Here is a 21,669-nt window from a genome sequence, read left to right on the forward strand (position 1 = left end):
GCCTGGAAAGAACTAACGCTGTGCCTTAGTACAGCGTTAGTTTTTTACCTGTAGCGGTTTATTCCTTCGGTTGTGCAAATGTTTCCGGTGGTAGGGAAAAGCGATTGCCGGCTTAGGGATGCCGGCCGGTTGGGTGACTAATGATCATGGCGCGGAGATCGCCCGAGGGGATCTCTGTTGTGGATATTGAAATAGAAGTGAAGAAGATGAAAGTTTACAGACGCATTACCCTTTTGATTTTTGTGATGGTGCTCGTAATTCCGGCCAGCCGGATTGTACGCGCGCAAGGTACGGTCGAGACGGCCGGTGGTCTCGTGATTGACGACGAATCTGTCTATGGCAGCCTGGAGCGCGGCGCACGCCGGCTCGTGGACGAAGGCAAAACAACACCCTTCGTTACGCTGGCCGAAGAGTTGGGCCGGACACGGTGTACGGTGACCTTGCCGAAGCCTCAGGCGAAAGCCATGCCCGATACACGCATTTATGCACAAAGCCGGAAAGGCGTGCTGGTGGTGGGTACGTTGTATAAATGCTCTCACTGTCCGAACGATCACCTGCGCGCGGCCTCGGGGTTTGTGATTGCCGAAGAAGGTGTTGCTGTGACGAGCTATCACATTTTTCGCGGCGATGCAACGGACGAGAAGACGGACCTGACGGTGGTAGTGATGGATACAGATGGCACGGTATATGCCGTGACGGAAGTGCTGGCGGCAAGCCTGGCCGACGATATCGCTGTTTTTAAGATCGACACGCAGGGCAAGAAGCTGCCCGTGTTGCCGGTGGGGCCTGATGCCGCGCCTGGCGATGATGCCAACGTCATTGGTCATCCGCACAACATGTTTTACTCTTTTACGCAAGGTACCGTTTCGCGCCTGTATCGCCGCAACGGCGGTGATAAGATGAGCGTCACGGCCGACTTCTCGCAAGGCTCCAGTGGCGGGCCTGTGCTGGATGACAAAGGCAACGTGATTGGCATAGTGTCGGCGACACGATCGTTGTACAACGGCGATAACCACGTGCAGATGGTATCGCGGGAAGCGATCCCTGTACGTGCACTCCGTGCGTTGATTGCAAAATGACACCCGGCTGGACCGGTGCCAGGTGAATGGATAATTTATATAACCGGTTTTACACTGTAACCTGTCCTTGCGATATTCGCATGGAAAGTGCTTACAGATCCTAAATACTGTAACCCTACTTAAAACATGAAGAACAAGTTTATTGTCGTTACAATGCTGGTGCTGCTGGGCGTGGGCGCCTATGCGCAAAGCCCCCGCGGCTACGTTATCACTGGCAAGATCGAAGGCCTGAAAGGCAACGTTATCATGCGCCACATGGAAAACGGTGTAGACATTGCCGACACGGTAAATGTTACCGATGGCTCGTTTGTATTTCGCGGCCGGATCCAGGAACCGGCCGATATGACCATCATTTTTTCTCCGGAGGCACGTTTTCAGAAAGTATTCTATGTACAGAACATGGACCTGCAACTGGTGGGTAAAGCCGACGCCCTGGACAAACTGGAGGTAAAAGGCTCGCCGGTACAAGATGACTACGCACAGCTGGAAGCGCAGATCGCGGTATACCGCGCCAAGGTTATGGAGGTCTATAACAAGGCTGAGCAGGCGCGCACCGCGGGTGATACCGTGCAAGCGGCTGCCCTCCAGAAGGATGCCGACAAAATGTACCGCGGCGAAATGAGCGTACGCAAACAATTTGTGCTGGACCACCTGAACAGCTTTGCGAGCTTGAATGAGCTGATGAATTGTATAAGTGCGGAGAACCTGGACGAGTCGCAAGCGATCTTCAATAAACTGGCCGAGCCGTTGAAGAAGACGACCAAGGCGAAGGAGATCACCGAGCGTATCGCCAACCTGCGCGCGACACAAGTGGGTAAGGGGTATATCGATTTTGTGATGAACGATGTTGACGGTAAGCCGGTGAAACTTTCGTCCTACAAGGGTAAGTATGTACTGCTCGAGTTCTGGGCCAGCTGGTGCGGACCGTGCCGTGCCGAGAACCCCAACCTGCGCGAGCAATATAAAAAGTATAATGCCAAAGGCTTTAACATCCTGGGTGTATCGCTCGACAGTAAGGCCGAGCCGTGGAAGAAAGCCATCGAAAAAGATGAACTGCCGTGGGTACACATCAGCGATTTGAAAGGCTGGCAAAACCAGGCGGCCGTGCAGTATGGTGTCCGGGCGGTGCCGGCGAACTTCCTGATCGGCCCGGATGGCAAGATTATTGCGAGAGATTTGCGAGCCGAAACCTTAAATGCCAAGCTGGAAGAGCTTTTTCACTAGGAAAAAAATATAGATACGGAGGGCGTTGGTGCCCTCTGTTCATTTTTATACTTTACGTCTAACCTATAACCATGAATCGTCACTCCCTACAAACCTTTGTATCTATTTGTATGCTGTGTTTGCTGCCCGGCGTAGCCTTGCAGGCGCAACAGACCGCCCGGAAGAGCGCACCTGCCAGGAGCCTGGCGCAACTGCAACAGGAGTTTGTCGACCTTCGCTTTGGCATGTTCATACACTATAACATCCCGACGTATATGGATCAGGACTGGGCTGACCCCGATGCGTCGCCCGCCCTCTTTAACCCGTCAAAATTAAATTGCGATTCGTGGGCCAAGGCAGCCAAATCGGCGAACATGACGTATGGCTGTTTGACCACCAAGCATCATAGCGGCTTTGCCATCTGGAACACCAAGACGACGTCATATAACGTCATGAACAGCCCGTTGAAGCGTGACGTGGTAAAAGAATATGCCGACGCATTTCGCGCTAACGGACTGAAGGTAATGCTGTATTACTCCATCCTGGACACGCACCACAAGCTGCGCCCGGGCCACATTACCAAAACACATATCGAGATGGTGAAGGCTCAGCTCACCGAGCTCCTGACCAACTATGGCGACATCACGGCGCTGATCATCGATGGCTGGGATGCTCCCTGGTCACGTATTTCGTATGACGACATTCCGTTCGAAGAGATCTATACCCTCATCAAGACGTTGCAGCCCAACTGCCTGGTGATGGACCTGAATGCTGCCAAGTATCCGGCCGAAGCGTTGTATTACACCGATATCAAGTCGTACGAGCAAGGTGCGGGCCAGCATATTTCTAAAGAGGCCAACAAGCTGCCGGCGCTGTCGTGTCTGCCGTTGCAGGCATCGTGGTTTTGGAAGAGCCGCTTTCCGACGGAAGCAATCAAAGATGTAAATGTCCTGGTGAAGGACAACCTGGTGCCCTTCAACCAGGCGCATTGCAACTTCATTCTGAACGTTGCGCCTAACCGCGACGGTTTGATCGACGACAACGCCCTGGCCGGCCTGAAAGAGATTGGCAAGTTGTGGAAATACGAAGGCCCCTTGTCACCGCTGCCGCCAAACGATGCGCCGATCATCTCTTCCAACATCGCCAAAGGCCAGCCCGGCAATGCCAGCTGGAGCAACGATATGTGGATCATGGACTTTGCGAATGACGATGACTTCAGCACAGGCTGGACTTCGAACAGCACCGTGAAGACGCCGTGGTACGAAGTGGTATTGGACAAGGACCGTCCTTTTAATATGGTAGTTATCGCCGAAAATCAGCCGAACATCCGTCAGTATAAACTGGAATACGAGCTCAATGGTGTCTGGAGAACAATCTTCGCGGGTGAAAATGCCAGCAAGATTAAGATTCACCGCTTTGATCGTGTCTGGGGCGGTAAAGTTCGTATTTCGGTGGACCGTTTTAGCAACGCGCCCGTAATTATGGAATTTGGCGTATACGACGAGCGCAGGTAATCGTTTCCCGAGACAATCACCACCACCATGCCATCGTTTTGTAACATGCTGAAAGGCTTCCTGGCCGGAGTCTGCCTGGGAGCCAGTGTTTGCGGATTTTCCCAGGAACACCCCGATGTGTATCATCGCAATGGTTTTACACTTATATTTGAATGCGAAGACAGTACCTTGGATGTGAAGGTAAAAGATCGTATGATCGAGACCTTTTTCCAGGTGTATGCTGTGCTGACGGCGCAGTACAACCCCCTGGCGGAGCGCCAGGTTAATTTTCACATTGACACGGCGTACACGGGCGTGGCCGAAGCAGGCGGTGCCCACGTGCGGTTCAGCTCGCGCTGGCTGCACGCGTATCCCGAAGATATCGACGTGGTGACGCATGAAGTCATGCATGTCGCCCAGGCCTATCCGTGGGAACGGTGCCCGGCCTGGCTGACAGAAGGCATTGCCGACTACGCGCGTTATAAATATGGGGTTGACAACAGCGGCGCGGGGTGGTCCTTACCGTCCTACCGCATCGGCCAGCACTACATGCAAGGGTACCGGGTGGCGGCGCGCTTCCTCGTATGGATGGAAGAACGCATTCAACCGGGAATTGTCTACGTACTGCACCGGAAGCTGCAGATGGGCATCTACCAGGATGCCCTGTGGCAAGAGCAAACCGGCTATACGCTGGATGAGCTCTGGGGCCGCTACACCGGTGAGGCCGCTGAAATGAGTGTTCAACGATAACCAATTTTTATATCATGATGAGATCTCTTTGTTTCCTGATTCTAGTGTACCTGGGAAGTATGCCGTTGCGAGCGCAGGAAGTAAGCAACCCTATTGCCGATCCCGAAGAGTGGGCTAATCCGCTTATCGGTACCGCGTCCAATCACGCGTTGTCTAACGGTAATACCTATCCTGCCATCGCATTACCCTGGGGTATGAATTTTTGGATGCCGCAGACGGGTAAGATGGGAGACGGATGGGCTTACACCTATGACGCTATTAAAATCAGAGGATTCAAACAGACTCACCAGCCTTCACCATGGATGAACGACTACGGTCAGTTCTCCATCATGCCCGTCACCGGCAAGCGGGAACTGAACGAAGAAAAGCGCGCCAGCTGGTTTTCGCATAAGGCAGAGGTTGCCAAGCCATACTACTATAGTGTGTACCTGGCCGACTATGACGTGACCACCGAGCTCGCTCCCACCGAGCGGGCTTCTATCTTCCGGTTTACGTTTCCTGAAACAGACCAGGCCTACATCATTCTCGATGCTTTTGATAAAGGCTCGTATGTGAAGATCATTCCGAACGAGCAAAAGATTATCGGCTACACGACACGCAACAGCGGCGGTGTTCCTGAAAATTTCAAGAACTACTTCGTATTGAAATTCGACAAGCCCTTTACACTTGCGAAAGGTTGGGATAAATACAACGAGACAGATCAACTGGAGGTAAAAGCAGAGCATGCCGGTGCTGTAGTAGGATTTAAAACCCGCCGCGGCGAGCAAGTGACTGTGCGTGTAGCATCTTCGTTTATCAGCGCCGAGCAAGCCGAGTTGAACCTGAACGAACTGGGCAGCGACAGCTTTGAAACAGTAAAACAAAAAGGCAAAGCCGCCTGGAATAAAGAGCTGACGCGCGTTGCCGTAACGGGTGGGAGCATCGATCAGCTACGCACGTTCTATTCATGCCTGTACCGCTCACTGCTTTTCCCGCGCAAATTCTTTGAATTTGATGCGCAAGGTAAGGTTGTACACTACAGCCCTTACAACGGTCAGGTGCTGCCGGGTTATATGTTTACCGACACCGGGTTCTGGGATACCTTCCGCGCCATGTTCCCTTTCCTGAACCTGATGTATCCTACGCTGAATGCGCAAATGCAGGAAGGTCTGGCAAACGCCTACAAAGAAGGCGGGTGGTTGCCCGAGTGGGCCAGCCCGGGTTATCGCAACGTGATGGTAGGTAACAACTCTGCTTCGGTTGTAGCCGACGCATACCTGAAGGGCGGACGTGGCTACGATATCAACACCCTGTATGAAGCTGTGTTGAAAGATGCCAACAACGAGGGTCCGCTGACGGCGGTTGGCCGCGCCGGTGTGAAATACTACAACGAGCTTGGCTATGTGCCGTATGATGTCAACATCAATGAGAACGCTGCCCGCACACTGGAGTATGCCTATGACGACTTCGCCATTTACCAGTTGGCAAAAGCCCTGAAACGTCCACAGAAAGAAATTGATCTGTTTGCAAAACGCTGCCAGAACTACCGGAACCTATTTGATAAAGAGTCTGGCTGGATGCGCGGTAAAAACAAGGATGGCAAATTTCAGGCTCCGTTCAACCCTGTGAAATGGGGCGATGCCTTTACCGAAGGCAACAGCATGCACTACACCTGGTCAGTATTTCACGATATTCAAGGTCTCATCGAACTCATGGGCGGAAAAGATAACTTTAACGCCAAGCTCGACGAAGTGTTTACTATGGCGCCCACGTTCGATGAAAGCTACTATCGCGCCGTGATCCACGAGATCCGCGAGATGCAGATCGCCAATATGGGTCAATACGCACACGGCAACCAGCCGATCCAGCACATGATCTACCTGTACAATTTCTCAGGCCAGCCTTGGAAAACACAGTACTGGGTACGCGAAACGATGAACCGCATGTACCTGCCCACACCCGACGGTTACTGCGGTGACGAAGACAATGGTCAGACTTCAGCCTGGTATGTATTCTCGGCCATGGGCTTCTACCCGGTATGTCCGGCAACCGATCAGTACGTTGTAGGCGCGCCGTTGTTCAAGAAGACGGTCGTGATGCTGGAAAACGGCAAGAAGATCACATTGAACGCACCGAAGAACAGCGCCGAGAATCGCTACATTTCTTCGCTGCAAGTTGACGGCAAACCGTATACAAAAAATTGGTTGAGCCATACAGCTCTGCTGCAAGGTGCTACCCTGGACTTTGATATGGCTGCAGAGCCGCAGAAACAACGTGGTATCGCTAAAGAAGATGCGCCGTATTCATTTTCGAATGAGAACGCTACCCCTACGACTAGCAAGAAAAAGAAGAAATGATCATTCACAAGCTATTCCTAAAACAAGTTCTGACAGCGCTATTAGCGCTGTCAGTGCTTTCAGCCGTTGCACAGCAAGAGAAGCTGGTGCCCTATGTCAACCCGATGATCGGCACGTATAAGATGGGTCATACGTATCCGGGTGCGACCGTGCCGTTTGGCATGGTGCAGCTTAGCCCCGATACCGACACGATACCGTATGAAGCCGATGGTAAATACAATCCGCTGGTGTATAAATACTGTGCAGGGTACCAATACGATGACAAGACCATTGTGGGTTTTAGTCATACGCACTTTAGTGGCACCGGTCACTCCGACCTTGGTGATTTCCTGGTAATGCCTACCACGGGGCCCCTGCAGCTGAATCCCGGTACGGAAGAGCACCCTGAGAAAGGCTACCGCTCTACCTTCTCGCACGAAGAAGAGCATGCCGAAGCTAACTATTACCGCGTGAAGCTAACGGAGCCCGGCATTGTAGCGGAGCTCACCACGAGCACCCGCGTGGGATTTCATCAGTACACATTCCCGAAGTCTGATCAGGCTCACATCATCCTGGACCTGATGCACGGCATTTACAACTATGCCGACAAGAACGTGTGGACCTTTGTGCGTGTCGAGAACGATACGCTCATTACCGGCTATCGCCAGACGGCGGGCTGGGCGCGTACCCGTACCGTATACTTTGCCATGAGCTTTTCGAAGCCGTTTGTGCAGTATGGCGCCAAGGATTTCTCCAAACCCGATGTATACAAAGGCTTCTGGCGAAAGTTTGACCAGGAGCACAACTTTCCCGACTTAGCCGGCGAACAGCTGCGGATGTATTTCGACTTCAAGACCACCGAAGGCGAAAAGGTCAAGATCAAATTTGCGTTGTCCCCGGTCAGCACGGCCGGCGCACTGGCCAACCTGCGGCAGGAAATTCCCCACTGGGATTTTGAGAAAGCCAAGGCCGACGGCCAGCAGCGTTGGGAGCAGGAGCTGCAGAAGATTCGCGTAAAGGCTGCTACCCGCGGTGACCTCGTGAATTTCTACACAGCCCTGTACCACACATTCCTTGGTCCGACTGTATACAATGACAACGACGGACAATATCGCGGCCTGGATCAGAACAACCATACGGCTCAAGGTTTTACAAATTATACCACTTTCTCGCTGTGGGACACATACCGTGCGTTGCACCCGCTCTTTAATATCATTCAGCCCAAGCGCAACGGCGATATGGTAAAATCCATGCTGGCGCACTACGACCAAAGCGTGCACAAAATGTTGCCGGTCTGGTCGCATTATGCGAATGAGAACTGGTGTATGATCGGTTACCACAGCGTGTCGGTTATATGCGACGCAATCATCAAGGGCAACTTCACGGGCGACGCCAACCGCGCGCTGGATGCCTGCGTGGCCACCGCCCGCTATCGCAAGTTTGATGGCATTGGTTATTACATCGACCTGGGTTATGTGCCGGAGGACAAGAACTCATCGTCTGTTTCGAAGACGCTGGAGTATGCGTATGACGACTGGTGTATTGCGCAGGTCGCCAGGAAGCTGAACCGTCAGGATGTGTATGCGGAGTTTCAGAAGCGCTCGACCAACTGGCGGAATGTTTATGATGCCGGCACCGGGTATATGCGTCCGAAGCTGAGCAACGGCAAGTTCCGGAAAGAGTTTGATGTGCTGAGCACACATGGACAGGGATATATTGAAGGCAACGCATGGAACTACAGCCTGTATGTTCCACATGAGCCTGATCAGATGATTGCCGGCATGGGTGGCAAGAAACGCTTTGTGCAACACCTTGATTCGCTGTTTACGATGCACCTGCCGGATGAGTTCTTTGCGGACACCGAGGACATTACCCGCGAAGGTATCATTGGAAATTACGTACACGGCAACGAGCCGGCACACCATGCTGCGTACCTGTATCATTGGACAGATCAACCGTGGAAGACACAAGAGCGTACCCGGATGATCTTGAAGAAGCAATATCAGCCTGCGCCCGATGGGCTTGGTGGGAATGATGACTGTGGGCAGATGAGTGCGTGGTATATTTTCACGACGCTTGGGTTCTATCCGGTGGCACCAGCGTCAGATCAGTATATTGTGGGTAGTCCTGCGATTCAGTCGGCCACGCTGACGTTGGAGAATGGGAAGACGTTTGCGATTGAAGCGAAGAACCAGAGCGACAAGAATGTGTATGTGCAGAAGCTGGTGTTGAATGGGAAGATGTTGGACCGGCTGTATTTGACGCATGCGGAGATTACGCAGGGCGGGCAGCTTACGTTCTTTATGGGAGCGAAGCCGGTTAAGAAGTAAAGTGATAGACATGTTATAAAAAAAAGGGCTTGGTTAAGCCCTTTTTTTATGTTGTAGTGCCGGGTTTCGGCAGTCTTCTGGATGTTACTATTCCCATTAGGACTGGACCACTGGCACCTGTTCAAATACTTTAGAGAAATGCGAGAAGGTCTCGTTTGCTGCTTGTATCATGTCAGTTTGCTGTGCGTCAGAGATGGCTTCACGATTCATGACGGCTACAAATTTTTGCCACATAGGGCCGGTGGCCTCTCCGTAGCCTGAGAAGAATGATACGCCGTCGGTAATGCCGCCTTTCTCCAGCATCTTGACGATAATGCTTCCACCCATAATGGAGCCCTCCATCACGTACAACGCACCCAGCGCTTTCACATGATTATCAATTACCGGCACTGTGGTGGCCGGTAGATCTCCCATTTTACTGCCCAGGGCAAGAATGTCGTTCTTAATATAGCTCGAGTTCCGCCGCTCTTTATAATCGGGTAGCAGGCTTTCGGTGATGTAAGGCGCGATGGCCTTTTCTACGTGGTTGAAATACGCATAGAAATATTTTAATAGCGCGGCATAGTCAGCGTTGGAGCGTATGCTTTTAAGGCGCTGTACTACTTGTTTTTCCAGGGCAACGTGCGCGTCTTTTGTGGATTCTTTGATGTTGGTGCTTGCGTTGGTTTTTGCTTCCATATGGTGTTTATATATTTTTTCAAATAGGGTTATCAATTCCCGGTTAGCATTTTCCTAGTTTCGATCAGACCGGTGTGTCGGGGTGTGGTGTTGATGGTTTGTGGGCGTTGCAACGTTGTGCCCGCAGGCAACCGGCTACTGCCCGTGTGTGATAAGGCTGTTGCCAGGCTGGCTTCCTGCGGGTCGCCGAAGTCGTGGGTGACATCGTCGGATGCTACGATGTCGGGAGGCAGCCCGTTGTAGTAGTCGCCGTCGCCGGTGGCGTTGGTGATGTTAAAGGTAGGCATCCAAAGCACATATTGGTCGATCGTGACCGGGAAAAAACCAACGGGCTTTCCGTATGACGTAGTGCCCACCTGGCGCACGCGCAGGTGCGGACGGAGCGCGTGAATGACGAGCTCGCTGGCAGATGCAGTTTCTGGAGTGGTGATGAAGGTTATGTCGGTAATGGTTTCGAGCGAGCCGTGTTTGGTAAGGGTACGGGTATTGGCTTCGGGTGAGTAGTCGACATCGGCGTACGTCGCGTACCGGCCTTTGTAGGGGATGGCGTTGCCGTTTGCATCCAGCAGTCGCTGTCGCGTGAGGATAGGAGCCTGCTGTTGTTGTAGAAGCGCGTTGTAGTGCTCGGCGTAGAGTATGGCGCCTTGCAGGTGTGTCGGAGCCAGGAGGCCCAGCAGGTATTCGGCTGTTTCTATATAACCACCGGCATTGTAACGCAGGTCGATGATCAGGTGCGTGATGCCGGCCTTCGCGAAGACAGCAAAAGCATTGTCCAGCGATGCTTGCGCGGCGGCCAGTGGTGGGAAGGAGTTTAGCACAAGGTAGCCGGCAGTACCCTCCGGCGTGTCCAGTAGCATGTGTATTGATACGGGGTCAGCGGTGTAGCCAGCTTGTGATAGTATTATTTCTTGTTCTTGTCCGTGGACGGTAATCGTTAAAGAAGGACTAATCCAGGCCTTCCGGATCTTTTCGAGGTCTTCGTTCGATTGAATGTCGATTGCTTCTCCATTAACAGCGGTAATGTGTTGGCCGCGGTGCAGGCCGGCCGTTGCAGCCGGAGAACCTGGCAGTATTTGACGAATGTATAGTTCCCCGGTGCTGCGTGCAGCGGTTTCGAGGCCAAATCCGTATACGGATTTGCTCGGCGGCATGGCACTTGCGCGACCTGTGGAAGTGGCATCGGGGACGTATTGTAGAAATGAATATTTCGGTTGGCCGGGTAGGGCTGATGTTTCGTAGGGCTGGCCCGTAGCAGGATTGATAGCATACTGCGTAAGGGTGAAAAGCTCCTCCTGCAGGTTTTCGATGTTGCCACCTCCGGCCACGTATTGACGGGGATTGACGGTTGTATAATCCGGAAGGGCGTCATACCACCGGTATAGTTCACGCGCGTAGAGAAAGATGGAGTCTGCCGTTTGTTCCGCGCGTGTGCCCGGTGGAATTTGCAGACTGTTATCGTTATCATCGTGACATGCGCCTGCCACGAGCAGCACAATGCTGAACAGAATGGCGAGCGGACAGAAGCGATGAGACGGTGACTTCATGTGTGTTCTTTTTTAGTAAGAGAACGTTCCGACCCTGGGGCCAGAACGTTCATAAACCAGCAACCAGCTTCAGGGAGCCGCCTGAAGCCCTTGATTAGAGTTGTTTGTAACGGAATTTCAGATAAGGATAGTTGTTCGGAGGGGTAGCCGAGTTGGGGATACCACCCTGATAAATATCCTGGGGTTCGACTTTATATTTCACACCGGTGCTGGTGTTGGTGATCACCAGTGTTACACTCCCACCGTTGTCTGCCAGCGGGTATACTATGTGGTTCACGATGTTGTAGTTGTACCAACCTGGGTGCAACGGGTTTACCGTAAAGGAAGTCGGCGTGCCCATGGTAATGTTGTTATACCCAAAGGCGCCGGTTACGGCCGTCGTTGTTGTGCTGCTGGTAACGGAATTGAAGTTGGTGCTGGTATACGCCAGGGTATAGCCCGACGCTACTGTGATGTCGCCATTGGCGGTACCAGAAAAGCGCAGTACGTAGTTCGAAGATGTGCCACCATCGACAAGATCAAACCGGTAATAATACGTGGCGTTGGGTACGTGCGGATCAGTGCCGGTGCCCGGTGTGCCCTGGAAAAAATCCTCTACGTAGTATACGCCGGCATTGTCGAGGCGGACGGTACCAAAAGTGGAGGCCGAGGTAAAGCTTACGGCGGAGCCGCCCGCGATCGGGCTCGCCGCCACGGTTTGGTGCTTCAGGGAGGGATCGGTGGGAGCGATCTCATCTTCCTGACATGCGGTGAAAATTACGGCCAATGCTACTGCGCATACGCGTGCAAAGCTGTTCATGCTTTTTACTAAATTACGTCCGGTTTCCGGAGCGGGAGTTGTTGTTGTTTTCATTGTCTTTTAACGGTTCAATGTTTACGATTTATTTTGCTTCGGAGATCGGAAGAGCCGGGCAGTCGCAATGCCCGGCTTCTTCGTTTTCTTCGAAGATTGCGGCTACGATAGACAGTTGCTGGTTTTATCTTTCGCTACCCCGTGTTTATGGGTGACGGCTGTTTCATATTAGTTTTCCTGTTGTTCAGTGACGATGAGTTGCGGATGTACATTGGGGTATACATTCAACTGATAGGAGTAGTCCACAGTGCCGGAGAAAATATCAACGATACCCGGTAAGATCGTGTAGTACTCCCTTGCAGGCATATCGTCGGGCACACGGTAGATCACTTCGGTAGGCGTGGAGCTGACCTTTGCGAGAGAGTGATATTCCTCCGAGCCGTCTTGTACCAGGACGCGGGCATCGCCCAATTGTCGTAGATACTTTCCCGTCAGGCTAAAGGTCTCGCCGGGGTGTACGGTAATGGCATGGGTAATAAATTCAAAGGCCGGATAGCGGTATCGGATAGACAGCACGGCGTTGGAGGTGGTGGCCGTTCGTACGCCGCTAACGACTTTGATTTTGTACCAGCCCGTGTCCAACGCGGTGGTGCCGTCTTCCGGGAGTTGGATCAATATATTGGAGCCGAAGCCAGTGCCGAGCCCGTCGACAATGGTGTCGATTTCCATCTGTGTCTCTTCACCATTGGCAGCAATAAGCGAGATCGTTGTACGACTGGCGTCGAGCAGGATGTTTGTGCCGCGGATATCGGCCGGCTGTCCAAACGATACTACCACGGGATTGTCGTCATCGAGGGAAAGCGGAGGCTGGTTCACGACCACTTTTACGGTATACGTTGCCGTGCTGCCATCTTCGGCGGTAACGGTATAGATAATATCGTCCTGCAAGGGTATCGGCGTGCCGGACGCGGGCGTAATGATGGCTTTTTCAGAAACCGAAAGCTGCGGTGTGATCGTAGTGGGAAGCGCGATCGCGTGTGGCCAGTACAGCAGAATTTCTCCTTCGGCGATGGCTGCTTCGACAGCCGTACCATTGGCTGTAAAGGAGAAAGTCAATAGTTCTTTATAAGGGTAAGGAGCATTTTCATATTCGGTATCGCAGGCGGCGGCCAGGAGCAAAGCCATGGTCAGCCAGGCGCTGTAAAAAGTTTCGTGCAGGGGGAATCGCATACTATATTCTATTTTCGTTTCGGTTAGAACGGTGAAGTGATTTGAATAGGGTTTTTAAGCGTGATCGTTTGGCTGTAACAATCGACCCGGATTTTATACAGACCGTTAGGCATATCGGTGTTAAGTGGCAGCGTCACGATCAACGAGATGGACTCGTTGGAGCCGGCATCGGCGGCGGGTATTTCGGTGCCGTCTTCGGCGATAAATGTGACTTTGGCGAGCCGGGTGCCTTGTGCGGTGTTGAAAATGTGCTTGCCGGTTAGCATCAGACTCGAGTATATGGGGAAGTCTTTATACATCACGGAGCTGTAGAAAGCTGCCGGTGTCTCCGGATCGGTGGTAAGCTCATCCACGATCAGTTCGGGTTGGCGCGTGTCCAACAGTAACGTATACCGCCTGGAGCTTCCGTCGGCTGCCGTCACGGTGTAGTATACAGTCGTATCACCCTTGGCAATGGCAGGCACGTTTTTCAGCAGGGTTCCGCTGGCTGGGTTTACGGTCGCACCATCCGATACGGTCACGTTACCTTCCAGTGTGGAGAGGTAATAAAAATACGGCAGGTATACTGTGATGGTAGAATCCTGGTCGTTTACGGCGCCATAGAGCGGCTCCGCGGTGTTGGCGACTTCGTAGGTAAGTACGCGGTTGGCGCGTAGCGCCGGGGGTTCGACAGTTTCCGTGTCGGTACAGGCGGCCAGCGCCAGCCAGGCAAAAGCAAAGGTGTTGCGAATATGGTTCATAGAAGTTGATCGCTTCATCAATTAATTAGCTTCGGTAATGTTGAGATTTTTAGTGCCGTCCTTTTGGATAGCGTACTTGAAGGTGAGGAATCCGGCTTTGTGTGAGCGGTCTGGGTCTGCCGGTGCATCTTTATACATGCTATAAAGAATTACCTTTGCGTAGTTGCCTTTGGCCGTGCGCACGAGAATGGGCCGTGGCATGGCGTAACAGATGTGCGCCTTTTCGTTAGAAGGACGGTCGGGGTACATTTGGCCGTAGAAGTCGTAGTAGGCCCAGCCGCTCTTTGTGCCACCGAAGTAGTCGAGATCGATGCGCTTGCCGGTTAGAAATTTGTCGTCAGCAATCGTGACAGTAGTTGTGCGGTTGAAGGCATCTTCAAAGAGGCTGCGCGCTGGCAACGCTTTGAGGGGTTTGCCGCCGTCATCGTAATACTGGTTGTCAATGTCTTCGTACTGCAACAGGTAGATGCCGCCTTTGCCCGGGCCGCCGTATCCGGGAGAGGTAGTGGCAGCGCCGTTGTTCGCAGCGATGCTGCTGTTGTAAATACTCAGGAAAGCGAGGTCCCAGTTGCCCGTTTGCGCTTCTGACGCAGGAATGACCTTATTTTGCTCCAGGCTATAGTACAGGGGAGTAGCGTCGCCGGCAGAGGTCGCGAGTGTGTCCGCTGCGAGGTTGGCGACGGTGTAGATGCCGGAAACGGGTTCTCCGTCGGGATCCTCTGTGTCGTCAGTAGGAGCAGGATCGTCGGAGGAACAGGCCGTCAACGCCGCAACTGCGAAGAGTGCATATAATAAGCGATGGTGTATATCGCGCAGGAATGGATATCGCATAGTGTTAAGATACAGCGTGAGTATATAGATTTAGCGTGTAGAGATATTTCGGCTGCCGTCCTCTTGCAGGAAGTACCGGAAAGTGAAGTATGGCGTAGGTGTATTGACCGTTGGGCTCTCGGGGTTGCCCAGGTAGAGGGTCTTCATTTCCAGCTTGGCAAACTTGCCGGTGCCGGTGCGGATGACAATGGTCACGCCGCTGATGGCCGACATGATATGGCTTTGCAGGCTATAGAAGTACCAGCCTTTATGGCCTACCGGCCAGTCGTGCCAGCCGGAGGACGTTTGCTCGGCCATGAAGGCGTCGAAGGCTTCGTCGGAAGGGGCTTCGTCAAGCTCGTCAAACAAGGCGTCGAGTACCACCATGCCACCCTTGCCGGTGCCTCCATACCCCGGCGTGTCTTTGATGTCGCCGTTGTTGAAGGTGATGTACGAGTTATAGATGCCACTGAAACAGACATCCCAGCTGTTGTCTTGCGCTTTTGCTTCGGGCAAGGTAAGCCACGCTCCTTCGGTATCGTGCGCGTTGGTGACGGTGTGGTCTTGCAGATTGAAGAAGATGGGAATGTGCCCTGATTCAAACGTATTACCAACGGAGCCCGGCAGGTCTTTGACGTACAGGATACTGGTACGCTCGTCTATGCTGGTGTATGTATCGATGGGTGTGAGTACTACGGGAGGCGTGCCGGTCTCGTCGTCGGAGCATGCCGTCAGGAGTACGATGAGCAGGCACCAGGACGTATAGCGGGAGAGTTTTTGAAAGGGAGAGTTATGACGCATAGTTTCCGTTCTACAGGTGATCAATCATTTTTATTAAAACGCCAGGACAATGCCGTAATAAATTGCCGGCCGAGCAGGTTGGGGATAAGGCTGTCGTTGTAGTCGGTAATGTTATCGCAGATAAGCTGGATGCCCAGCTGTTTTTGAAACAGTCGTTTTTCTAGGGTTGCGTTTAGTAATACATAGCCGTCGGCGTACAGATCATAAGGATCTATAAACAAGTTGGGCACGTTACGGTCGCCGATGCCATACTTGCCGCGGTATGTTGCGCGGAGGCTGGCACTGATGCCCCGCGCCGTGTGCTCATAAAAGATCTTGGCGTTGGCCATGTGGCGCGAGCGGCTGACCAGGTTGAAATAGTCGGAAGGTTTTGCTGTGCGGATGCGGCCTTCCGGAGTACGTACCTGTTCTTCGCCCCTCTTGATTTTGTCTACGATACTCTGATCTTTCGCGTAGAGCAGCTGGTAGCCGATCGCGAACTGCAAGCCCGGTGTGATGGTCCATCGGAGGTTTGTCTCGAGGCCTTGGGTAAAAGCCCGTTCAATGTTGCGGTAGGAATATAATTGTGTCCCGAGTCGCTTCACGCCGACAGGATCTTCCAGGATCATGTTGTCGATGTTGTTACGGAACGCATTTATTTCAAACGAGACATCCTCCGTGGGTTGTAATACAAAGCCAGCGTTAAAGGAGAGCGAGTGCTCGGCTTTCAGGCTGCCGACCTTTTCGGCTACGGGGAATAGCTCGAGAATTTCACCGTTCGCTTGCAGACGTGCCACTTCCTGGTCGAAAATCGCGGCACCGAGTACAGTGTATCCAGCCGAGGGATTGGTGAAGGAGAGATAAAGCTGCTGGAAGCTGGGCGCTTTAAAGCCGGTGCCGGCCGTTGCTTTGAGTACGAGCCATTCGTTAACGGCATATCGCATGCCGAAGCGCGGGCTTACCTGCTGGCCGTAGAGGTTATGTACGTCGTACCGTACGCCGGCCAGGATGCCTATCTTGTCGTTGGGTGTGTAGTGCGTTTGCAAATAGACAAAGCCGGTTTGCATATCGCGGCGATCACCGTAACGGGAGGCCTGCAGTATTTCGGCGTTGCCACCGATACCGACGGTAGTTTTTAGCGTACGCCAGGGGTTATAGCTGACAAACGATTCCACGCGGTGGAAGTATTGTTGGAATTTATTTTCATTTACGCGTATGTCGTTGTCGAGATCGGTCGATGTAGCCCGGGCTGTGTATTGCGTGAAGTAGTACTGCGTTTGTAAATCGACCTTCTCGCGGAACGTATTCTGCAACATAACAGTAGCATTAACATCTTGTTCCACATTCTTGTCTTCACGGCGACCAAGGCGATCCATGTCGTACTGATTGTGCTGTTGGCGTGACGCAAACCGCGCAGAGCCGGTCAGGAGTGTCGTAGGTGCCAGGCGATATTGTGTTTTACTCTGTAAGGAATAGCTGTTGAATGGCGGTAATGTTTTGCCCGGTGTGTCGGGTGCAGCATCAAAGCCGTCGGTACGATAAAAATTGGTCGAGATGGAAGTGATCGCGCGTTGGTCCAACCAGGGCATGCTGCCGTCGAATGTGGCATCGAGTGTTTGATTGCTGCCATAGCGTAGAGCCGCTGTTCCGTGAGGGTGATCAGCAGGTTGTTTGCGCGTAATGATGTTGACGACACCGGCCAGCGCGTCGCTTCCATAGATGGCAGAAGAAGTGCCTTTAATGATCTCGATGCGTTCGATGTTGGCAATGGTGATACGGGAGAGGTCGAGTATACCCACCGAGTTGCGGCCGATGAGCGGCTGGCCGTCGATCATGATCATGGTATACGAGGCATCAAACCCCTGTACTTGTAATCCCAGCGCACTGGAGGCGCCGCTCGGGTCCGTTGTCAGGGCGAGGCCGGTTTGCTCTTGCAACACTTCGTGCAGGCGACGGCTCCCCATCATTTCCAGCTGCCGGCCTTCGATGATCATAACCGGCATTGGCAGATCGCCTACAGGCACTGCTGTGCGGGTGGCAGTAGACGTAAGCGTGCGGTCAGCGGTGACGAGCACTTCGTTCATTTGTACCGTGGCCTCCTGCAGGGTAAAGGAGAGCTGTAGTGTTTGCCCGGGAGAAATGGTTAATGTTTTCTTCAATGGCTCATATCCAACGGCGGTGGCGCTCAATACGCACTGTCCGGCATCGGGTACGCGAAGTGTAAAGGCGCCATCTTCGCTGGAAGTCGTGCCGTACGGTTTACCTTCCACGCGCACCGTGCCATACGGTATCGGATCGCCTTCGGCTGTCGTCAGCTTCCCGTCAATGTGGGCAGAAGCCGCAACCAATAACACTTTACTGCCATGTACTTGTATGCTACCCAGCGTATCGCGTAGCAGGTCGGCGAGCACATCCCGTAAGGGTGTGTCGGTATAGTGCACTGTAACGCGACGGTTTCCGCCCAACAAGGTGCTGCTATACGAAAAGGAACAGCCTGCCTGACCGGCGATAACATCGAGTGCATCGCTCAGCGCCGTGTCGTTCAGCCGCACGGTAATCTTCTTATCGAGAATACTATACACCGGTATGTTCGCTGCCGCGGTCTGCAAGCTCATTATAATAATGAGGCAAGCGCAGACCGCGGTGGACCATACCGGCGGGTATTTCAGAAAACGTGTTGTTACCGCTATCATGGATAAATCTTCCTTAGTATAGGATCAGTCGTTTATCGTTCAGATCATATTGACATTGCATCACCGTGCTAAGCTCGTTCAGCACAGCCGCCAGGGTGGGGCTGTTGTTGAACCGGCCCGTAAAACGATGTGTAGCCAGTTTTTTGTTCTGGATATGTACCGGCACGTTGTACCAGCGCGCAAGCGTTGTGGCCACTTCGGATAGCGGTTGATCTTTAAAGACGAGTGTGCCGTGTCGCCAGGCCGTATAGTTTGCGGCGTATACACTTTGCGCTGAGAGCGGCTTGCCGTTCGGTACACAGACAACACCCTGGTCGCGCATAAGCAGTATGTGATACCCGCCAGCGTCCGATACTCGTACGCTGCCTTCCTCTACTGTAACGATCGTGCTGGTATCGTCCGGGTAAGCCTTTACGTTAAAGACAGTGCCCAGTACACGTACGGTTGTTCTGGAAGTCAATACAGAAAAGGGACGTGTGGCGTCTTTGGCCACTTCCAGGTAGGCTTCGCCGGAGAGATGAACAATACGCGCGGTGTCGGTGAATTTTTCTGGTATGGTAAGCGTGCTCCCCGAGTTTAAGTGCACAATAGTACCGTCGGGCAATGTCATGCGGATCTTTTCACCACGGGCGGCCTGTATTACGCGGCTGGCGGCTGGTGTAGGTTGCGTATCCGTAGCGACAAGCGTGGCACGATATTGATAGAGGATGCCCACAGTAGCGGCAAGGAGCAGGAGAGACGCTGCGATTTGCAATGGCAGCCACCGGTGTATAGATTTTTTGGCTTGCGTTGGCGGCTGCACCTGTTTCCAGAGTTCATCGTGCAACGCACGTTTGTCCATGCCATGAAAGACTTCTTTGTCGTCGGGTAGAGGTGGTGGAGCATTCTTGCCGGTGAGGGCCCGGATAACAAGCGCCTCTTCTTCCGGCGTGCAGAGCCCTTTGAAATATTTTTCCAGCAGTTCTGGTGTAATGTTTTCCATACGCGGCGGGTAATGCCTACGTATGACTATACCTTCGAACGACTATGACCACAGTGTAGTTTTTGAGGAAATTGAGGTTTTTCTAAAAAATACCTTTGATAGGGGAGGTGGGGTACCCTGTGGATGTGTCGCTGCCGCGATCAGGTAACGCTAGAAGTCCTTGCAATTAAGATTCCTGCAGCTCCTTCGCCAGATACCGTAACGCGTTGCCGATATGATATTCCACTGTGCTGGTCGAAATATTCAGCCGTTCGCTGATCTGTTTGTGCGTGAGGTTTTCGGTCCGGCTTAATAAAAACACTTTTTTACACTGGCAGGGCAGTTTGTCGACCAATTGGTCCAGGCGGTCTTCGAGCTGTTGGTATAGCACCTGGTTTTCGGTGCAGTTTTCCTCGCCGCAATAGTCGAGGAAGAAACAGTCGAGATGGCGCTTTTTGGTTTGCTGGTTGCGGTAATAATTGTAGGTCTGGTAGCGGGCGGCTTTGCCGAAATAGTCACTAAGGGTGGAGGCAACGTGTAATGTTTCGCGACGTTCCCAGAGGGACTTAAAAATGTCTTGCGTCATTTCGCGCGATTCTTCGCGGGCGCGGGTGCCGCGATAGCAGGCGGTATATACCTGGTCCCAATAGCGATCGAAGATGATCTTAAATGCCCGCTCATCGCCGGCTTGCAGCAGGCGTAGGAGGCGTTCGTCGCTATAGAGGTTTAGTAATGACAAGGGTGACCGGTCTTAGTTCAGGCCGGCAATATATCATTATTTGGAAGCGGTTTAAATTAGGTGCTGTAAAATGACCTTTAGAGAGTAGAGGGTCTACCCGATATATAGTAAAGAAAGGACGAGATGTTACCGCTCGCCGTGTAGGCATACGCCATTAGGCGGCATTGCGGCCTCGGAACTTCTTGCGGGCTTTGGCAATCTCGGCTTCATGTTTCGCGGCCCATTCACCCAGGCCCATCATCACGTCCAGCAGACTCTTGCCGAGCGGAGTGAGCTGGTATTCTACGCGAGGCGGAATCTCGGGGTATAATTGACGGGCTACGAGGCCATCTTCTTCCAGGGAGCGGAGGGTGACCGTCAGCATGCGTTGGGAGATGCCCGACACCCGCGCTTTGAGCTCGTTAAAGCGGGGACTGCCGGCGTAGCCCAGGTTGAGGACGACGAGCATAGACCACTTATTCGCGAAGTGAATCAGGAAATCGTGTACCGGACATAGACCGTTAGCCTTCTCCTCGAGAATTTTTGCAATTTTTTTTCTGCGCTCAACTGGTTGATTATCAGCAATAGTTACCCCCATGTACCTTACGTAAGTGTTTGTCGCTGCTTGTACCGCTGGTAGTTACCAAATAGTTTTGAGTTACTTTAAGTAACCAACTTATATACAAATCTATGAAAAAAAGCGTATTGGTCACCTTTTTGCTGTTGTCAGGTGTAGTAGTCTTCGGACAAACCTGGACCCTGGACAAGGCACACTCTAAGCTGGGCTTCAGCGTTACTCACTTGTTAGTTTCTACTGTAGATGGTAGCTTCAAATCAGTGGACGCGAAGATCACTTCCAGCAAAGCCGATTTTACAGATGCTGTGTTTGAACTGACAGCTGACGTAAACACCATCGACACGGACAACGAACAGCGTGACGGTCACTTGAAAAATCCTGACTTCTTTGATGCAGCGAAATTTCCTTCGCTGACATTCAAAAGCACTTCGATCAAGAAGGTAGCTGAAAAGAAGTACAAACTGGTTGGTGACCTGACCCTGCACGGCGTTACCAAGTCTGTTACATTAGACCTGACCCTCGGTGGTACAGGCGTACACCCGTACTCGAAGAAGACCATCGCCGGCTTCAAGGCTACCGGCACGCTGAAGCGTTCTGACTTCGGTATTGGCGCAGGCACTCCGAGCTCAGCTGTAAGCGACGAAGTAGAGCTTATCGCTAACGGCGAATTCGCGAAAGACTAATCTCGAGATTTCGTCTTATGAGAAGAGCCATTCCTCAGGGATGGCTTTTCTTTTTTTATCTGCCGTAAGAAAGATTGCATCGGAGGATATTCTACAAACTGTTGAAAAAGTGTGTAACAGATAACCCACAATCGCACACTTAATATTTAAGCGTTTTGACCCCGTTAAATACAAAAAGGCTGCTTTACAGCAGCCTTTAAGTCACCTAACCTAACCATTATTTATCCTTATTCTCTATTCTAAGGCTTCTTTAAATGGAAATCGCTGTTATTGTTTGTTTTACAGCGACCTT

18 protein-coding genes are annotated in these 21,669 nt (G+C 52.4%); 7 read left to right on the plus strand and 11 right to left on the minus strand.

The annotated features are described in order from the left end of the window. Positions 1–146: 146 nt before the first annotated feature. The 6 genes from K7P01_RS31155 (at position 147) to K7P01_RS31185 (ending at position 9,170) form a co-directional block, all read left to right on the plus strand. Positions 147–1,079 (plus strand): S1 family peptidase, encoded by a 933-nt coding sequence (locus tag K7P01_RS31155; RefSeq protein WP_267298513.1) that lies wholly within the window; start codon positions 147–149, stop codon positions 1,077–1,079. Between the two features lie 126 nt (positions 1,080–1,205). Next, positions 1,206–2,303, plus strand: coding sequence for a redoxin domain-containing protein (locus K7P01_RS32030; protein WP_317987642.1), 1,098 nt, complete (start codon positions 1,206–1,208; stop codon positions 2,301–2,303). A gap of 71 nt (positions 2,304–2,374) precedes the next feature. Then, complete coding sequence (locus tag K7P01_RS31170; protein ID WP_267298514.1) at positions 2,375–3,796, plus strand: alpha-L-fucosidase; 1,422 nt, start codon at positions 2,375–2,377, stop codon at positions 3,794–3,796. Positions 3,797–3,823: 27 nt separating this feature from the next. Then, complete coding sequence (locus K7P01_RS31175; protein ID WP_267298515.1) at positions 3,824–4,525, plus strand: basic secretory family protein; 702 nt, start codon at positions 3,824–3,826, stop codon at positions 4,523–4,525. Positions 4,526–4,539: 14 nt separating this feature from the next. Then, positions 4,540–6,861 (plus strand): GH92 family glycosyl hydrolase, encoded by a 2,322-nt coding sequence (locus K7P01_RS31180; RefSeq protein WP_267298516.1) that lies wholly within the window; start codon positions 4,540–4,542, stop codon positions 6,859–6,861. Further along, positions 6,858–9,170, plus strand: coding sequence for a GH92 family glycosyl hydrolase (locus tag K7P01_RS31185; protein WP_267298517.1), 2,313 nt, complete (start codon positions 6,858–6,860; stop codon positions 9,168–9,170). Before K7P01_RS31180 ends, K7P01_RS31185 begins: the two co-directional genes overlap by 4 nt. Positions 9,171–9,266: 96 nt before the next feature. On the opposite strand, the gene K7P01_RS31190 is transcribed toward K7P01_RS31185, so the two are convergent. The 11 genes from K7P01_RS31190 to K7P01_RS31240 all read right to left on the minus strand — a co-directional run bounded on the left by K7P01_RS31190 (position 9,267) and on the right by K7P01_RS31240 (position 20,715). Next, on the minus strand, positions 9,267–9,848 hold the full coding sequence (locus K7P01_RS31190; protein ID WP_267298518.1) for a biliverdin-producing heme oxygenase: 582 nt from the start codon (positions 9,846–9,848) through the stop codon (positions 9,267–9,269). A gap of 32 nt (positions 9,849–9,880) precedes the next feature. Continuing rightward, positions 9,881–11,392 (minus strand): S41 family peptidase, encoded by a 1,512-nt coding sequence (locus K7P01_RS31195; protein WP_267298519.1) that lies wholly within the window; start codon positions 11,390–11,392, stop codon positions 9,881–9,883. Between the two features lie 94 nt (positions 11,393–11,486). After that, a complete protein-coding gene (locus K7P01_RS31200; RefSeq protein ID WP_267298520.1) occupies positions 11,487–12,245 on the minus strand; it encodes a hypothetical protein in 759 nt (252 codons plus the stop codon). 168 nt (positions 12,246–12,413) lie between these two features. Continuing rightward, the gene (locus tag K7P01_RS31205; RefSeq protein ID WP_267298521.1) at positions 12,414–13,415 is read right to left on the minus strand and encodes a DUF5018 domain-containing protein; all 1,002 of its coding nucleotides are present in this window, start codon (positions 13,413–13,415) and stop codon (positions 12,414–12,416) included. A 23-nt stretch (positions 13,416–13,438) separates the two neighbouring features. Beyond that, positions 13,439–14,155: a hypothetical protein gene (locus tag K7P01_RS31210; RefSeq protein ID WP_267298522.1), complete on the minus strand. Its 717-nt coding sequence runs from the start codon at positions 14,153–14,155 to the stop codon at positions 13,439–13,441. A gap of 21 nt (positions 14,156–14,176) precedes the next feature. Beyond that, positions 14,177–14,986 carry an HmuY family protein gene (locus tag K7P01_RS31215; RefSeq protein WP_267298523.1) on the minus strand — a complete coding sequence of 270 codons (810 nt, stop codon included), beginning with the start codon at positions 14,984–14,986 and terminating at the stop codon, positions 14,177–14,179. A gap of 30 nt (positions 14,987–15,016) precedes the next feature. Then, complete coding sequence (locus K7P01_RS31220) at positions 15,017–15,766, minus strand: hypothetical protein (protein WP_267298524.1); 750 nt, start codon at positions 15,764–15,766, stop codon at positions 15,017–15,019. A gap of 20 nt (positions 15,767–15,786) precedes the next feature. Next, entirely contained in the window at positions 15,787–18,438 is a 2,652-nt protein-coding gene (locus tag K7P01_RS31225; RefSeq protein WP_267298525.1) for a TonB-dependent receptor, read from the minus strand. A gap of 13 nt (positions 18,439–18,451) precedes the next feature. After that, positions 18,452–19,420 carry a FecR family protein gene (locus K7P01_RS31230; protein WP_267298526.1) on the minus strand — a complete coding sequence of 323 codons (969 nt, stop codon included), beginning with the start codon at positions 19,418–19,420 and terminating at the stop codon, positions 18,452–18,454. 166 nt (positions 19,421–19,586) lie between these two features. After that, positions 19,587–20,138 (minus strand): sigma-70 family RNA polymerase sigma factor, encoded by a 552-nt coding sequence (locus tag K7P01_RS31235; RefSeq protein ID WP_267298527.1) that lies wholly within the window; start codon positions 20,136–20,138, stop codon positions 19,587–19,589. 154 nt (positions 20,139–20,292) lie between these two features. Continuing rightward, positions 20,293–20,715, minus strand: a complete 423-nt coding sequence (locus K7P01_RS31240) for a winged helix-turn-helix transcriptional regulator (RefSeq protein ID WP_267298528.1) — start codon at positions 20,713–20,715, stop codon at positions 20,293–20,295. 92 nt (positions 20,716–20,807) lie between these two features. On the opposite strand from K7P01_RS31240, the gene K7P01_RS31245 reads away from it, so the two are divergent. Continuing rightward, positions 20,808–21,377 carry a YceI family protein gene (locus tag K7P01_RS31245; RefSeq protein ID WP_267298529.1) on the plus strand — a complete coding sequence of 190 codons (570 nt, stop codon included), beginning with the start codon at positions 20,808–20,810 and terminating at the stop codon, positions 21,375–21,377. Positions 21,378–21,669: the final 292 nt, after the last annotated feature.

This window comes from Parachryseolinea silvisoli, from assembly GCF_021190955.1.
Lineage (GTDB): Bacteria > Bacteroidota > Bacteroidia > Cytophagales > Cyclobacteriaceae > Ohtaekwangia > Ohtaekwangia silvisoli.

Bases quoted from the DNA above. Each gene is read 5' to 3' on its own strand.
- K7P01_RS31155 (WP_267298513.1), top strand. From the start codon at position 147: ATGGCGCGGAGATCGCCCGAGGGGATCTCTGTTGTGGATATTGAAATA.
- K7P01_RS32030 (WP_317987642.1), top strand. From the start codon at position 1,206: ATGAAGAACAAGTTTATTGTCGTTACAATGCTGGTGCTGCTGGGCGTG.
- K7P01_RS31170 (WP_267298514.1), top strand. From the start codon at position 2,375: ATGAATCGTCACTCCCTACAAACCTTTGTATCTATTTGTATGCTGTGT.
- K7P01_RS31175 (WP_267298515.1), top strand. From the start codon at position 3,824: ATGCCATCGTTTTGTAACATGCTGAAAGGCTTCCTGGCCGGAGTCTGC.
- K7P01_RS31180 (WP_267298516.1), top strand. From the start codon at position 4,540: ATGATGAGATCTCTTTGTTTCCTGATTCTAGTGTACCTGGGAAGTATG.
- K7P01_RS31185 (WP_267298517.1), top strand. From the start codon at position 6,858: ATGATCATTCACAAGCTATTCCTAAAACAAGTTCTGACAGCGCTATTA.
- K7P01_RS31190 (WP_267298518.1), bottom strand. From the start codon at position 9,848: ATGGAAGCAAAAACCAACGCAAGCACCAACATCAAAGAATCCACAAAA.
- K7P01_RS31195 (WP_267298519.1), bottom strand. From the start codon at position 11,392: ATGAAGTCACCGTCTCATCGCTTCTGTCCGCTCGCCATTCTGTTCAGC.
- K7P01_RS31200 (WP_267298520.1), bottom strand. From the start codon at position 12,245: ATGAAAACAACAACAACTCCCGCTCCGGAAACCGGACGTAATTTAGTA.
- K7P01_RS31205 (WP_267298521.1), bottom strand. From the start codon at position 13,415: ATGCGATTCCCCCTGCACGAAACTTTTTACAGCGCCTGGCTGACCATG.
- K7P01_RS31210 (WP_267298522.1), bottom strand. From the start codon at position 14,155: ATGAACCATATTCGCAACACCTTTGCTTTTGCCTGGCTGGCGCTGGCC.
- K7P01_RS31215 (WP_267298523.1), bottom strand. From the start codon at position 14,986: ATGCGATATCCATTCCTGCGCGATATACACCATCGCTTATTATATGCA.
- K7P01_RS31220 (WP_267298524.1), bottom strand. From the start codon at position 15,766: ATGCGTCATAACTCTCCCTTTCAAAAACTCTCCCGCTATACGTCCTGG.
- K7P01_RS31225 (WP_267298525.1), bottom strand. From the start codon at position 18,438: ATGATAGCGGTAACAACACGTTTTCTGAAATACCCGCCGGTATGGTCC.
- K7P01_RS31230 (WP_267298526.1), bottom strand. From the start codon at position 19,420: ATGGAAAACATTACACCAGAACTGCTGGAAAAATATTTCAAAGGGCTC.
- K7P01_RS31240 (WP_267298528.1), bottom strand. From the start codon at position 20,715: ATGGGGGTAACTATTGCTGATAATCAACCAGTTGAGCGCAGAAAAAAA.
- K7P01_RS31245 (WP_267298529.1), top strand. From the start codon at position 20,808: ATGAAAAAAAGCGTATTGGTCACCTTTTTGCTGTTGTCAGGTGTAGTA.